We start from the raw sequence: 14344 nt of genomic DNA on the forward strand, positions 1-14344 counted from the left end.
ATGAGGAATTGTGATCTTATTAAATTTAATTAAATGGAGGTCATTTAAATGACACAAGGTACAGTAAAATGGTTTAACGCAGAAAAAGGTTTTGGATTTATCGAAGTTGAAGGCGGAAACGACGTATTCGCTCACTTCTCAGCAATCCAAGGCGACGGTTTCAAATCTTTAGACGAAGGTCAAAAAGTTGAATTTGAAATCGAAGACGGTCAACGTGGCCCACAAGCTACAAACATCGTAAAACTTTAATTTTAAAGCTGCAACGATAAACTGCATCCCAAATATGGGATGCAGTTTTTTTGTTACATAATGATTTAATCTTTATAAACCTTCCTAAATTTTGATTGACGGGAAAACTAAATCAATCTGAGTACCTTTTCCAATTTCACTTTGTATATCGATTTTTCCGCCCTGTAATAAAATCAGCTGTTTTGTAATTGCCATTCCTAGACCCGTTCCTTCAAGGGATTCGGTTGTATTGGTTCCGCGATAATAACGATTAAATAAATGTTCAATGGTCCTTTCATCCATTCCAACACCATTATCAAGAATGGAGATGAAGACTTCATTTGAATCGTGTGTAACATTAATGGAAATTACTGTTCCGCATGGATTATGCTTAATTGCATTTATTAATAGATTATCCAATATACGCTGCAGCCATTTCAAATCGAGTTCAACTAGAATCACATCTTCGCTGGCATTGAAATGAAATACATAATCTTTGAAATCCTGGTGATTGACAAGCTCAATAATCGTACGGCGTACTATTTCATTTACATCAAGCACATCTTTAGTTAGGGGTAGTTGTCCATTTTTTAAACGATATGTTAGTGTTAAATCCTCAATGAGAGCCATCATATAGTCAGATTTTTCGTCAATGACCGCATAAAATTGTTTCTGTTCCGCTTTCGTCCATTCATATTCAGATTGCAGCATTTTTACATAACCGATGATGCTTGAAAGAGGGGTTTTTAAATCGTGCGATAAGCTACTAATCCATTCTTCGCGTGTTTTTTCAATTGACAGTTGCTGTTCCTCATTTTTCTTCAATGTTAAAGTCATATCTTCTAATGTTTCGAATAACTCTTTATATAATTTATATTTGTGTTTAATATGTCCCTTCTTATTGTATAAAAGTTTATGTCCTGTTTTATTCGTGGGCAGATTATAATTTTTATCGCCAAGCTGTCTAATCCATTTCATCATAATGAGTAGTGGTGAACCAAATTTTTTTGCGTAATATAAAGTACATAGCATTAAAAAGAAAAAGATGATGGCTACTCCGATGAAAAATGGCTTTTTGAAATCTGTGAAAAACGCCAAGTCATCCCAGACATCTTGTTTATAGGCTACTATGAGTGATTTACCTGTTGTTTCATTGTAAATAGATGCAGTATTATATAGCTCCTTATTTTGAAGCTTTGCAACTGTATCGATTGTAAGTACATTGGAAATTGGATTTACTGCTTGAAGTAAATCACCGTTTGCATTCAAATAATATATAATGGCATCTGTTCGAAATGTTGGCAATCTGTTAAGTGACCAGTCAATGTTTTTATTAACTTCCTGTAAGGTTATAGCGGCTTCATTATATGTATTATATGAAACAAAATACGGCTCTCCATTCAAGGGTGTAATCGTTATAATTGTTGTGGTGACAAACGGCATGTCCTGTAACAAAGCTTTAAAATGGACTTGTTCGTTCTCAGGTACATTGTAATGATACAGCAAACGGCCATCTTCATTAAATAACGCAAGCCATCCACCCTGCTGTCTAATGGCTTCTTTAAATTTTTGATCCAACTGCCAGCTTTCGTCATGTTTTTTTATTGAACTCTCAAAAAATACATAGTCTGCGTTATGGATATTATGATAGGATTCTGAATCTGCAATAAAATAGCCTAACGCAATGAAAAGGCTAACAAGACTAATAACTAGCAGAAATGATAAAAAACCAACTTGCATCAAAAATTGTGTAATCAATCTTCTTTGCATTTCTATACCTCGCCGCCATTCGGCATAAATTTATAACCAAGTCCACGTGAAGTCACAATCCATTTAGGGTTACTCGGATCACTTTCGATTTTTTCACGCAGTTTGCGTATATGAACCATAACCGTATTGTCCTCGCCTAAAAAATCCTCTCCCCAAACGTGTTCATATAATTGGGCTTTGCTAAACAGTTGATTTGGATGTTGGCAAAAGAAAACAAGCAGTTGATATACTTGCGCGGGCAAATCGATGACTTTATCGTGTACAGTTACTACTCCTGCGTTTAGCTGAATATGCAGATTTGGAAATACAAGTTCCGTTTCATTCTTTGGTTTAATGGACTGGCGGCGGAGATGTGCTTTTACTCGAGCAACTACTTCAAGGGGATTGAAGGGCTTTGTAATATAATCATCTGCACCTAACGTAAAACCGGATAGTTTATCCAAATCTGAATTTCGCGCTGTTAAAAAGAAGATGGGGACATCTGTTAACTGACGAATTAGTGGGCAAATGTCAAAACCGCTTTGACCAGGAAGCATTACATCCAGCAAGATGAGGTCATATGTATGCCGTTTGCAGTATGCAAGCGCGTCTTCAGCATGAAATACTGCATCAATGTCATTAAAACCTTCTTTTATTAGAATCATCTTAAGCATTGTACTAATAGCTACTTCATCTTCAACAATTAAAATTTTTGAATTATACAATAATCTCACACCTTTCTAGTTCTCATATTACCATCAAAATAGAAGTCTATTGGAGGAATTAAGCAAAAATTAAGGTTCTGTTACGCTTTAAATAAGCTAAAGAAATTATAGTGTATATATCTTATTTATTGGGAGATGAACGTATGTTAAGAGATGGAGGACTGGAAAATCGGTTATCAAAAAAAGCAGTTATCTATTGGCGTATTGAGGAACTATTTTCGCTTATTATAGTAGTATTGATTTTTGGGTGTTTATTGGGCTGTGAATTGTATTGGGATTGGTCACGTTGGCTTATGTATGGGTTTATTACTTTATTGGCCTTAAGTACTATTTTTACGATATTTGCCCTTTTTACGATGAAAAAGAAATATCAACATTGGACTTATAGATATGATGATCGCTTTTTCAATATACGTGAAGGGGTTTTTATAAAACGTCTAGTTGTGTTGCCTTTTGAAAAAATTCAGGCCGTCATATTAATAGAGGGGTTTTTATTAAATCAATTGGGTCTTGCTGCCATTGAGTTACAAGGGATTGAAAAAGTATATAGTTTGCCGGCTCTGGAGAAGGAGACCGCAATTCAAATACAGCAGGAGTTAGCTGAATTGACGCGACATAAGGGGGCTGCTGTAAATGAGACAATCTCCACTACTCCTTTTATATAAGGGTCTATCGCTTATTCGCAATGCGGTTTTCTTTTATCTTTTTTTGTTTGTGGTGAATAGGGATTCATCTGCAGCAATAATTGGATTCGGACGGTCTACATTTTGGCTAGTTCTTTGTATGAGTATCATTTATATTTTGGCTGACTGGTGGGTAACAACTTTTAATGTTGATGGGCATCATTTGGTGAAACGTACCGGTATTTTTGCCCAAAAAACTCAGCAAATACCGGTTACACAGTTGGAACAGGTGACATTAAAGCGACATTGGTTTCACCGTTTAACAAATACAGTATGTCTTAGCTACCAGTTGCCGGATGTAAATGAGGAGCTGAAAATTGAAATGATTGATGAACGAAAAATGATGCATTTACAAACGAAACATGAAGTTGAAAGGAATATAATTTTTAAACCGACAAGTAAGCAGTTAGTGAAGGCTTCCTTTACATCATTGCGTTTTTTATTAGCCATTCCTTTTCTTTTTTCTCTTTATTCTCGGGTTGATCATTTTATTCATTTAGAGCCGTATACAGTACTACTTATTAACAAACTGAAGACGGATTCTGTATGGCTTTTAGCAACGATTACAAGTTATATAGCTGTTTCGATAGGATGTGCACTTATATTTACCTTTGTGAAATTTGGACAAAACCAAGTTGTGAAGGATAGGGACAAGCTTATCATTCGGAAAGGAATTATTAATGAATCAAGAGTGACAATTGACTTTTCAAAAATTACCGGAATTGAAGTACGTCAAAACTTTTTGAAACGGCTACTAGGTCTAGCAGAAATCAGATTGAAGTTTAAAAGTAAAGATGCTAACGAACTCCAGTCAATTTATCCGTATTTTGAATATGAGCAGGCAATTGCATTTATCAATACTCATTTTCCGGAGTTTGCATTTGCTGGTAAACAAAATAAGTTAACAAAAGTTGCCCTGATTCCAAGGACATTCCGAGCAAGTATACTGACAATAATAATTTGGCTAGTATGTGCCTTAGTACAGGAGTGGCTACCATTTCCCTATTATTCGTTAGGTACTGTATTAAGTATTACAGTGTTATTAGGGTTTGTATTAGCCTATAAGCAATTCCGATTTGGAGTTGATAAAGATCGATTTCAACTAAAACAAGGTATATTTGGCAGCAAGATTACGATTGTCAGATTTAACAATATATGCAGTTTTGAACAGGAAGAATCATTGCTCCAGCGGTGGCTGGGACTTCGAACAGTAGCAATACGAACTTATACGGAACAACTTAGTGAATATCAACTAAGGGATATACGTGCACACGATTTGAAGAATCTAAAAAAAGCATATATTTATGGCCTTAGTTCCACTAAATAATTGATTATCGCAATCATGTTCTATTGAAAGTTAGAGTGAATATTCTCAACAACAAATCCCGTTCCTAATCCGATTTTAGGAACGGGGTTATTTTGTTTTTCAGGAAAGTTATACCGATATTGGATTTATGGTAAAATTTGATAGAAAGGGGGGTATTCATTTGTTTTATGAATTGAACGCTGTTATTGATCAATTAGAAGGCAAAGAACGGAAAGCCTTATTAATGCAAATCTTTTTACGGATGCAAGTAGTCGAAGAAAGAAATGGTTATTCAGAGGAGCAATTCTTTTTAGATATTAAAAATACATATAACAACCTGTTGGAGTACAAAAAGAATCAAGCAAACGATGAGCCTGTACAATATCAAGCAACACATATTGTCTTCGGGGACTCGCCATCAGGCAGCCTGAAATTTGCTTTAAAAAAGTTAGGGCTAAGTCATCAGGAAAGGATTATTACGTTTTCCGATTTGTTTTCTATTGGTCCCATTTGGAACTTACATAACTTACAAGGTATTTCGAATCGATCTAAATGGTTTAGAAATCATATCATTATTGATGATGAGGATCTCTATCATCACGAAGAACATTTTAAACAAACGATTGTAGACCTTCAACAAACGCCAAATGATCACCCAATTATTATTTGGGCGGGGGAAAATGCACATGAACAAACAGGTTTACGGTTTGTACTTTATTTATTAAAAGAGAAGGCAAACGATATCCATATCATTCATACTAATGAAGCATATAAAACTTATTTTGATCGACCCGATATCGATTTTACGCCGTTAAATATGGGGGAACTGTCATCAGATCAATTAATGGAAATTTACGAAAACGAGAAAAAGGGTCATCTATTGACGCAAGCGGAACGTAAAACTTTAGAAGATGAATGGAAGCAGCTTTGTCAAACTAATGATGTTTTACGAATCTGGGAAAATCAAAAGATAAAAAGTGTTCCTGAAAATTTTTATGATACTTACATTATCAATACAGTGAAGAAACTTCATCAAAATAAACAGAATAAGGAATTTATAAAATCAGCCAGAATTATCGGAGAAGTAATGGGTCATTTAGATCAATATATTGGTGACCATTTTTTGGAATATCGTGTCAGACGTTTAATTGTCGATGGTGTATTTGATTTGGAAGGTGTACCAAAGGCAATGCGTTACTATAGCATAAAAATTCGGTGAAGGTACTATATGTAAATTTAGCAACACTTCAAAACATCCAGTATAAGAGCAGGGGAGTATATGAAAAAAATTAATATACCGATCATTTTGAATGTAGCCGTACTTATCTTTATAATGGCGACCTTTTATTGGGGATTTGAACAATTATTTATGACGAGACTGGTGTTAATTTTCTTTGCACTTGTCTGCTTATTATTTTAAATAAAAAAGGATTACATTTCTAGAAATAAGATGTTATTTATCATTTTTAGTGTCGTTAGTCTAATCCAATAGTGATAAGTATTCTTGCAGATAATAGCTCATTAAATCACGCAATCAATAATACGGATTATCTTATTCCTTTGTTTACGTATGTCCTGATAGTCATTATGTATAAAGAGCTGTATACGGAAAGTGGATAAAGGATCAGAGGAATAATCGATTGAAAAAGATGCTTAGCCAAATCAGGCAAAGCATCTTTTTAGATTGTTGCGGTATTTACAAAATCAAACCAAACTTAGTTTAAAAGCGCCTCACGTACCTCATCACGAAAATCTGCATCGTTCAAAAGCTTTCTTTCAAATGAATTTCGGTTATTTCTCAACAGGAAATGCTCATGAAATTTCAGGTTATTAAGTAAAATAACAAATTCGTACTGATCTCCCTTAAGGTTTTCAACATACATCGCGTTGTTTAAGACGAACAGTGTAGAGCCGCCCTTTGAGCCAATATGTGTATATTTCTTATAATTTTCTTCATTTAATTGCATCGGCCACTCCATTAGATCCCGGATTGTTTCAGCTGCATTTGATGGCAGCTCGTCATTGGAAATAAGGGCGAGCAGTTTCCCGTAATCATTTGCAGAAGCGCCAATTAACCGATCTGACCAAACTCTTTGTACGGCAGGGGATGAGTCAAATGTAGTCTCACTTGCATTAATTTCTCCTGTTTTCATTTGAAGGCTTATCGATTGAGCTAACTTGCGATAGTCGTCCATTGATAACTTTTGGAGCGCCTTGATTAATTCTTTTTCGGACATCCCATCCTTTTGGATAGATTCAGGAATGAGGAGCGCACTGCCAATTGGATAAATGTCTTCGTGCTGTGTTAAGCCTAACGCTGTTTTACGCTGATTTATCGCATCAATACCGAGCAGATTAATTAAATAATCTGTATTGGCATTTGAGCTATACGTAATCATTCCTTTTGCAACATCATGCAAAGTGACTTCATTATTTTGGATGCCCCGATCTTGTTTCACAGCTTCTAACCATGCTTCATGACCGCCCCCATCAGTATTTTTCCAATAAAAACGGTTCAAGTCGCCCAAAGGTATTGACTGGTCTTTTTGAATTTTATTTTCTTCGACCTGCATGGCATATTCAACTGCAATAAGGATTTTTACTGTACTTGCTAATGGCCGTATAACAGTTGACTGGTAAGTAATGACAGGTTCGCCGTTTTCAGCAAAATAAAAGGAGCTGGATTCCGGATTTTCCTTTAAATGTTGAATAACATAATTGGGATTGTCCCGAAGTAGAGCATATGCTGCAATTCCTGCAATTAAAGTAATGACCCCATAAATCGTTAACCTCTTTTTTGTATAGGTTTTACGATCAAACAAAATCATAGCCAGAACACCAAATAGGAAAGCAATGAGGAAATTTATATTGAAAACTAAAACGGCAATAATAATTCCGGATATAATTCCAATCGTTACAATGGCTTTCTGAACTTCTTCACGAGTTCTTTGCGCCTTATTCAAAAAGGGAATTAAAGTAAAGAAAATAATACCGAGCAGACCAATCCAACCATAAATATTCATATATGACCTTTCCTCCTTCTTATCCAATCCCTAAAGCAAAGTGGGTAATTCCATAAATTGTTATTACTGTTATTTACGGAGGGAAGCAGTAAAAGTTTCATTTCTTTTTGGTTTGTCTATGTATGTAATCTCCTTGAAAAGCCAAAATGAAAAGAAAACGCTACAAATTTGTAGCGCTTCCTTCTCGTTAATTATTGTTGGTTGTTTGAATTGCCGCGTAATTGCTGCTCTGCCATTTGAACTAGGCGTTTCGTAATTTCGCCACCTACAGAGCCGTTAGCACGAGCTGAAGCGTCTGGTCCTAATTGAACACCAAACTCTTGTGCAATTTCGTACTTCATTTGGTCAACTGCTTGTTGTGCACCAGGTACACGTAATTTGTTTGAGCTATTGTTGTTTGCCATTGTTATCGCCTCCTTATGACATTAGAATGCACAGGGAAGAAAGTTTCATACCATATCAGAATTAGGTAATTTACAGTTCAATTGGTAACGTTTTTATAATATGGTGTTTTTATAATAATCAAATCATAGATAAACACTAAATCACACAGGATAGCTCGCACCGCAACTAAAACAAATTAGAAAAATTGTCGGATTGTAACATATGGAATAAAGTGGTTTAATTGGGACATACAGTATAGGCCCGTCATCGTTACAGAAAGGAATGACTTTTTTGAATACAATTATCGAAAACAATAAAAAAAGCTGGGATATTGTAGCGAAGCATTTTGCTGGAGGAGATGCGTTGCCAAGCTATGGACCATTAGCACAAACCGAAGAGGAACTGAATTTAATCGGAAGTGTTGCCGGCAAAACAGTGCTGGAAGTTGGATTTGGGAGCGGTCATTCTCTTTTATATATGAATAACAATGGTGCAAAGGAGCTTTGGGGTGTTGATTTTTCGAGTGCCCAAATGGACCTGGCACAGAAAACGTTATACGGCATTGAGGCAAGCTTATTTACGGCTCCAATGGAAGAAGAAATCGGTCTGCCGAAAAATTATTTTGATTTAGTGTATTCCATTTATGCGATTGGCTGGTCAAGTGATCTTCCGGCAACGTTTAAGTTAATTTACAGCTACTTAAAAGAAGGAGGCGAATTTATTTTCAGCTGGGAACACCCTTTATATAATCAAATCAAATGCCGAGATCATCAGTTTAGTTTAACGGATTCCTACCAGCGTGAAGGATATATCGAAACAACGACATTTAAAGGGGAAGATGCGCCAATGCAAATACCGAAATATAAAATGGCGACATTTATAAATGCACTTTTAAAAGCAGGCTTTGAACTTGTAGAAATTATTGAAAGTGATATTCCGGTACATGCAAAAGGTGAAGAAATTCCGTATTCCGAAAAATATTATTCTCTACATAAAGCAAGCCACTTTCCAACAACCTTTATCGTAAAAGCTCGTAAACGAACTATATAGGAGGCAACTATAATGATTCGAAAGTTAACAAACGAAGACCTTGAAACTACATTGGCACTTGTACATAAAAAGCCGGCAGAAAATTTATTTATCATCGGTGATATTGAAGCGTATGGGATGGAATCGGATATCCAGGATTTATGGGGGCAATTTGAAGGTGATCAGCTAAAAGCGATTTTACTGCGCTATGATCAAAACTATATCCCGTACAGTGAAGGAAACTATGATACCGAGGGATTTGCCAAAATAATTAACGAAAATCGAGGTCAGATAGAACTATCAGGGCTTCAGCATTTAGTCGCTCCATTAAAGAAATGGATTGACCGCGTTATTCGTCGGGACAGCGAAACGTATTATGCAAAATGTACAGAATTGACCGTTCCCACATCTGATTTGGATTTTTCAAATGTGACGTATTTACAGCCAAGTGAATACGAAGAAAATATTGACATGCTCAGATCGATTCCGGAATTTTCAACGGGGACATTTAGTGTAGAAGGAAGAGAGCGCGCAGAAAAATGAAAAACGGGGCGTACTTATATTATTCGTGACGAACAGGGTGTGATGGTCTCTTCAGCATCAACAACAGCGGAAAATTCCCAGTCTGCAATGATTGTAGGCGTCGGAACGAGACCGGGATACGGGAAAAAAGGATATGCGACACATTGTATGTTGAAACTTTGCCGAGACCTGCTCGCTGAAAGAAAATCAATTTGTCTGTTTTATGATAATCCGGCTGCTGGACGCATTTATAAGCGGATTGGGTTTGAAGATATCGGTTATTGGACTATGGTTCGTTATGAAGAGGGGAAATAAGGGGGAGACAAATTGTGAGAACATTATTAGCAGAACAACCGATTCAAATAAACGCCTATGATATCGATGCAATGGGCATTGTTAGTAATATTGTGTATGTAAGGTGGTTTGAGGATTTACGTATGGCTTTTTTAAATGAGCATTACTCATTGGCAGAGATGATGGCAGTGCAAATCTCCCCAATCTTGATGAAAACAGAGATTGAATACAAAGCCCCTTTAACAATTTTCGATAAACCGGTCGGACGTTGCTGGATGATAAAAATTGGGCAATCAAGTTGGGAAATGGAGCTGGAAATTACAACGGAAAAGCATACCCACTGTACCGGAAAGCAATCAGGATGCTTTTTCAATTTAGAAAAGAAAAGAGTTGCGAAAATTCCTGATCCATTAAAGAAGCTTTTTGAAATGGAGCAATAAAATATGATGAAAGAACAATTAGAAGGAATTGTAAAAAAGTCGATTAATCTGGATTTAATTGATTTTAACGAATTAATTCAGTTCATGCTGGAAAATATCGGAAATACGGATGGCTATTTACGTGACAACTTAATTTATCGGGGATTTTGCGAATTAATTCTGAATGAGCAATTTACTGAAGAACAATTAGTATTAATATTAAAAACATGTTCGGATGATGAGCACCTTTATTTAAATATTACACAGAGCAATCCTTCTGATGATGTATTTACAAGATCGTTTTCGGCACTCGTTATCACCCTCATTTTAGGGAAAGATCTTGAAAATAGAAGTTTGCCAGAAGAACTTGTTGTTGAGGCTATTCACCGAAGTATTCATTATTTATTTCTTGAGAAGGATTTCCGGGGATTCGACACTACAAAGGGCTGGGCACATGCGGTTGCACATGGAAGTGACTTATTAACAGAAGCAATTAGACATCCGTTGATGAAGGATTCCAAATTATTATGTAATGCATTACAAAGTTTAAAAAGCTGTCTTCATACTGAATATGCTTTAATCGATGAGGAAGAAGAGCGTATGTTACCGGTCATTGATGCGTTACTGGATAAGGGACTGACGGATGAGCAATTGGTAACGTGGCTAAAAGGATTGCATTACATAGAAGTAGAGGATTGGCATAAGAAATACCGGTATGAATGGAACGTAAAGAAATTTGAGGCAACATTATTAAAACATTTATTAAAATCGACCAAATGTACAAAAACAGCCGATTGGATTATTTTTGGAAATTCAACTTTTGTTTAGTAAGGAGTTGAAAAATTGAGACGTATTTTTTTAATGATACTGCCATTCATTTTATACATAACAGGCTTACTCGCATATTATTTTGATAAGATTAACGGTTATCAATTTATTATTTTTATTATAGTGGGCCTGGGTATTTCAATTTTCGGATTCTTTGTTTACCGGAACCAGAAGAAGTTGAAAGCAGCTTTTTTAGGGATTTTTTATATACTAGCCCTATTAGCTGTCTTTGAAAGCCGACTGATTGATTATGAAAAATATACTTATTTTCTTATGTCATATAACGAGCCTTTTGAAATAGTGAAAGACTCAGGAATCAATGTATTGGCAGTCGAAGTGATTGAGATCCCATATATAACGGACTTGAACTACTTAATTCATACTATGGAATTTTCAACTAATAAAGAAGTTTTGGATGCGGAAGTTGTTACGAATAAAATCCGGTATCGTTCGAAAAATGAAGAATTACTTAGTTATGTACGTCCTACGGAGAAACATTTTGAGACAATGAAGGAAAATGTCATTGCTTATTTACCAGAAAACGCTTTTGCTATTAATCAATTTTTAGAAAGAGAAGATATAGAAGGTGACAGTGCAGGACTTGCCACTGTATTAAGCGCTCTTATCGAAAATGGTGACGTTAACAATAATATTCCGATTGCCGTAACTGGAGCGATTGATAGCAAAGGAAATGTGAAGGAGATCGGTTCAATAAAAGCGAAAACTTTGATTGCCGAACAAAGCGGTTTTTCTTATATTTTTTTGCCTGATGAGAATGCAGAAGAGGCAAGGAAAGTGAAAAAAGATGAGCAGCTTAATATAGAAATTATCGCTGTGGCATCTATAGAAAATGCTGTAACTGATATAGAAAAACTAAATGAAATAGAGTCATTAAATAAATAAAATGAAAAACAGAAAATAAACAACCTTTGTTAATTAAGATAGGAAATTAATGTGCAAAGGACCGAAATAATGAAGGGACAATGCTTTATCTTCACTGAAAAAAACTGATATCATAATAATTGTTCTATCATTTTTTAATAGACTATGTTATTTTTATAATAATTTAATAATTTGCAATTTAAATAAGTGCTTACAGAATTTTGTAAGGTAAAAGGGAAATTAGTGAAAGACTAATGCAGCCCCCGCTACTGTAATAGCTGATGAAATCACAATGAATCACTGTCGTAAAGATGGGAAGATGTGAAAGTAAAAGGAAGCTTAAGCCAGGAAACCTGCTTATTTAAACGATACTTACTTTTCGGAGGGAGAAGTATAGGCGAAACAAGTAATTGTTTTTGTGTTTTTCTATACTTTTTTAGTATTAATTTCACATGCCCGTACCTCTTTCTAACGAGAGGTGCGGGCTTTTTTTATTTCTTAGTGGATAAGCAATACTAGTTTTTAATGAAATCCACATAAGAAAAATTATCATCACGTCCTATTTGGTGCGCGATGTATTTTTCTAATAGGGAGGGTGTTTACATGCAAAAAGGAAAGATCTTTGTTGTAGGGTTCGGACCTGGAGATCGGGAACATATAACAAAACGTGCAGTCGATGCACTACAGCAAAGTGATCACATTATGGGCTACAAAACGTATGTTGAACTGATTGAGCACTTAGTGACGGCGAAAACTATCGTCAGTACGGGAATGACTGAAGAAGTTTCACGTGCGCAAGAAGCTGTAAAACAGGCTGAAGCCGGCCATATAGTTGCTGTTATTTCCAGTGGTGATGCAGGTGTTTACGGAATGGCAGGCCTCGTATATGAAGTATTAATCGAAAAGGGATGGACTGCAAAAGAAGGGATTGAAGTAGAAGTCGTTCCGGGTATATCAGCGATTAACTCCTGTGCAAGTTTACTTGGCGCTCCTGTTATGCATGATTCGTGCACAATTAGTTTAAGTGACCATTTAACACCATGGACGGTCATCGAAAAACGGATTGAGGCAGCGGCAATGGCAGACTTTGTCGTTGCGTTTTACAATCCTAAATCCGGCAGACGGACAAGACAAATTGTGGAAGCACAACGAATATTGCTTAAGTATCGTTCACCTGATACACCTGTCGGATTAGTAAAAGCGGCCTATCGGGATACGCAGGACATTGTGTTAACAACACTAGAAGAAATGCTCGAACATGATATCGGAATGCTGACAACGGTCGTCGTTGGGAATTCCTCAACATTTTACTACGATAATAAAATCATTACACCGCGTGGTTATCAGCGAAAATATACTTTAGGGCAAGAAAAACAACTATTAAAACCGCACCAACGTTTGAAAAAAGAAGCGGAACCTTGGGCGTTGGATCAGGAAACGGGTGAAGCAAAGACCGGGTATGAAAAAATTGAAGCTATAGAGAAAAAAATAGTTGAACCAGCAGCCATTAAAACAACCGCATTACAGCTTGCAAATGAAGCATTAGCGCTCGTACATAAAGAAACGTCAGCAGTAAAAGTTGAAGAAAATCCTTTTTTAGTGCAGCAAGAAGTGGAATCCATATTTGAGTTTGCTATATCACCAGGTGTTGCCAGTAAAATGATTACACCTGCACAAATGATTACATTGGCAGAGGTTGTAGGAGAACGGGGTACGATGGAATATACGCCTGATCACCGTCTCGTGTTGAAGGTACCAACTGATTCACCTCAAAGAATCGTAGAAACGGTAGAAAAAACGGGTTTACTTGTTCAACCTGTCGGCGACGTAGTAATCGTCAAGGCGTGTGATTTCTGTTACGGCGAAAAAGCCGAATCCATTCCATATGCTGAAGAGATTATGGAAACACTTGGTGGCATTAAAATGCCGAAAGAACTACATGTCGGTTTTAACGGTTGCGGAATGGCATGTTATCGCGCGGTTTTTGATGATATCGGCATTGTTTACCGCAAGAAAAAGTTTGATTTGTTTATCGGTTCCAAACCAGTTGGACGAACAGCACATGCAGCACAACCTGTCCTTGAAGGGATCGATCCCGAAAAATTGATTCCTTTACTAACAGAAATCGTTGCGGACTATAAAGAAAATGCACATCCGAATGAACGTTTTTTCAAATATTTTAAACGTGTAAAAAAAATCCTGAATTTCAATTATGTTGATATGTCATGCAAAATTAAAGTGGAAGAGGCCCCTTGTGGAGATTAGGTGAAAT

The 14344-nt window shown here is 36.2% G+C and carries 16 protein-coding genes and 1 riboswitch; of the genes, 12 read left to right on the forward strand and 4 right to left on the reverse strand.

Features of this window, described 5'->3' with window-relative positions; all coding sequences use genetic code 11:
• Window positions 1-48 precede the first annotated feature (48 nt).
• The gene (locus AC6CH1_RS05445) at window positions 49-249 is read left to right on the forward strand and encodes a cold-shock protein (RefSeq protein ID WP_191701229.1); all 201 of its coding nucleotides are present in this window, start codon (window positions 49-51) and stop codon (window positions 247-249) included.
• Window positions 250-333: 84 nt separating this feature from the next.
• Here AC6CH1_RS05445 and AC6CH1_RS05450 read toward each other — a convergent pair whose 3' ends face one another.
• Together AC6CH1_RS05450 and AC6CH1_RS05455 are read right to left on the reverse strand one after the other, a co-directional pair.
• Window positions 334-1998, reverse strand: a complete 1665-nt coding sequence (locus AC6CH1_RS05450) for a sensor histidine kinase (RefSeq protein WP_498316529.1) — start codon at window positions 1996-1998, stop codon at window positions 334-336.
• A 2-nt stretch (window positions 1999-2000) separates the two neighbouring features.
• Window positions 2001-2702 (reverse strand): response regulator transcription factor, encoded by a 702-nt coding sequence (locus AC6CH1_RS05455; protein WP_498316530.1) that lies wholly within the window; start codon window positions 2700-2702, stop codon window positions 2001-2003.
• A gap of 143 nt (window positions 2703-2845) precedes the next feature.
• Between AC6CH1_RS05455 and AC6CH1_RS05460 the strand changes: the two genes are divergently transcribed.
• The 4 genes from AC6CH1_RS05460 (at window position 2846) to AC6CH1_RS05475 (ending at window position 6111) form a co-directional block, all read left to right on the forward strand.
• Window positions 2846-3367, forward strand: coding sequence for a PH domain-containing protein (locus AC6CH1_RS05460; RefSeq protein ID WP_498316531.1), 522 nt, complete (start codon window positions 2846-2848; stop codon window positions 3365-3367).
• Entirely contained in the window at window positions 3336-4712 is a 1377-nt protein-coding gene (locus AC6CH1_RS05465) for a PH domain-containing protein (RefSeq protein WP_498316532.1), read from the forward strand. Before AC6CH1_RS05460 ends, AC6CH1_RS05465 begins: the two co-directional genes overlap by 32 nt.
• A gap of 160 nt (window positions 4713-4872) precedes the next feature.
• A complete protein-coding gene (locus AC6CH1_RS05470) occupies window positions 4873-5910 on the forward strand; it encodes a DUF1835 domain-containing protein (RefSeq protein WP_498316533.1) in 1038 nt (345 codons plus the stop codon).
• A gap of 60 nt (window positions 5911-5970) precedes the next feature.
• Window positions 5971-6111 carry a hypothetical protein gene (locus tag AC6CH1_RS05475; protein ID WP_498316534.1) on the forward strand — a complete coding sequence of 47 codons (141 nt, stop codon included), beginning with the start codon at window positions 5971-5973 and terminating at the stop codon, window positions 6109-6111.
• Between the two features lie 295 nt (window positions 6112-6406).
• On the opposite strand, the gene AC6CH1_RS05480 is transcribed toward AC6CH1_RS05475, so the two are convergent.
• Window positions 6407-7714, reverse strand: coding sequence for a serine hydrolase (locus tag AC6CH1_RS05480; protein WP_251688453.1), 1308 nt, complete (start codon window positions 7712-7714; stop codon window positions 6407-6409).
• Window positions 7715-7905: 191 nt separating this feature from the next.
• Window positions 7906-8118 carry an alpha/beta-type small acid-soluble spore protein gene (locus AC6CH1_RS05485; RefSeq protein ID WP_008406565.1) on the reverse strand — a complete coding sequence of 71 codons (213 nt, stop codon included), beginning with the start codon at window positions 8116-8118 and terminating at the stop codon, window positions 7906-7908.
• Between the two features lie 262 nt (window positions 8119-8380).
• Between AC6CH1_RS05485 and AC6CH1_RS05490 the strand changes: the two genes are divergently transcribed.
• The 7 genes from AC6CH1_RS05490 (at window position 8381) to cobJ (ending at window position 14337) form a co-directional block, all read left to right on the forward strand.
• On the forward strand, window positions 8381-9148 hold the full coding sequence (locus tag AC6CH1_RS05490) for a class I SAM-dependent methyltransferase (RefSeq protein ID WP_498316535.1): 768 nt from the start codon (window positions 8381-8383) through the stop codon (window positions 9146-9148).
• 12 nt (window positions 9149-9160) lie between these two features.
• A complete protein-coding gene (locus tag AC6CH1_RS05495) occupies window positions 9161-9670 on the forward strand; it encodes a hypothetical protein (protein WP_498316536.1) in 510 nt (169 codons plus the stop codon).
• 18 nt (window positions 9671-9688) lie between these two features.
• Entirely contained in the window at window positions 9689-9964 is a 276-nt protein-coding gene (locus tag AC6CH1_RS05500; protein WP_498317738.1) for a GNAT family N-acetyltransferase, read from the forward strand.
• Between the two features lie 14 nt (window positions 9965-9978).
• On the forward strand, window positions 9979-10383 hold the full coding sequence (locus tag AC6CH1_RS05505) for an acyl-CoA thioesterase (protein ID WP_498316537.1): 405 nt from the start codon (window positions 9979-9981) through the stop codon (window positions 10381-10383).
• A gap of 3 nt (window positions 10384-10386) precedes the next feature.
• Window positions 10387-11190, forward strand: coding sequence for a DUF2785 domain-containing protein (locus tag AC6CH1_RS05510; RefSeq protein ID WP_498316538.1), 804 nt, complete (start codon window positions 10387-10389; stop codon window positions 11188-11190).
• Between the two features lie 15 nt (window positions 11191-11205).
• Complete coding sequence (locus AC6CH1_RS05515) at window positions 11206-12093, forward strand: S16 family serine protease (protein ID WP_498316539.1); 888 nt, start codon at window positions 11206-11208, stop codon at window positions 12091-12093.
• Window positions 12094-12260: 167 nt separating this feature from the next.
• Window positions 12261-12447, forward strand: a riboswitch (cobalamin riboswitch).
• 228 nt (window positions 12448-12675) lie between these two features.
• Window positions 12676-14337: a precorrin-3B C(17)-methyltransferase gene (gene cobJ, locus AC6CH1_RS05520; protein ID WP_498316540.1), complete on the forward strand. Its 1662-nt coding sequence runs from the start codon at window positions 12676-12678 to the stop codon at window positions 14335-14337.
• Window positions 14338-14344: the final 7 nt, after the last annotated feature.

Source organism: Solibacillus sp. GQ1, assembly GCF_059758555.1.

Bases quoted from the DNA above. Each gene is read 5' to 3' on its own strand.
- AC6CH1_RS05445 (WP_191701229.1), top strand. From the start codon at position 49: ATGACACAAGGTACAGTAAAATGGTTTAACGCAGAAAAAGGTTTTGGA.
- AC6CH1_RS05450 (WP_498316529.1), bottom strand. From the start codon at position 1,998: ATGCAAAGAAGATTGATTACACAATTTTTGATGCAAGTTGGTTTTTTA.
- AC6CH1_RS05460 (WP_498316531.1), top strand. From the start codon at position 2,846: ATGTTAAGAGATGGAGGACTGGAAAATCGGTTATCAAAAAAAGCAGTT.
- AC6CH1_RS05465 (WP_498316532.1), top strand. From the start codon at position 3,336: ATGAGACAATCTCCACTACTCCTTTTATATAAGGGTCTATCGCTTATT.
- AC6CH1_RS05475 (WP_498316534.1), top strand. From the start codon at position 5,971: ATGAAAAAAATTAATATACCGATCATTTTGAATGTAGCCGTACTTATC.
- AC6CH1_RS05480 (WP_251688453.1), bottom strand. From the start codon at position 7,714: ATGAATATTTATGGTTGGATTGGTCTGCTCGGTATTATTTTCTTTACT.
- AC6CH1_RS05485 (WP_008406565.1), bottom strand. From the start codon at position 8,118: ATGGCAAACAACAATAGCTCAAACAAATTACGTGTACCTGGTGCACAA.
- AC6CH1_RS05490 (WP_498316535.1), top strand. From the start codon at position 8,381: ATGACTTTTTTGAATACAATTATCGAAAACAATAAAAAAAGCTGGGAT.
- AC6CH1_RS05495 (WP_498316536.1), top strand. From the start codon at position 9,161: ATGATTCGAAAGTTAACAAACGAAGACCTTGAAACTACATTGGCACTT.
- AC6CH1_RS05510 (WP_498316538.1), top strand. From the start codon at position 10,387: ATGATGAAAGAACAATTAGAAGGAATTGTAAAAAAGTCGATTAATCTG.
- cobJ (WP_498316540.1), top strand. From the start codon at position 12,676: ATGCAAAAAGGAAAGATCTTTGTTGTAGGGTTCGGACCTGGAGATCGG.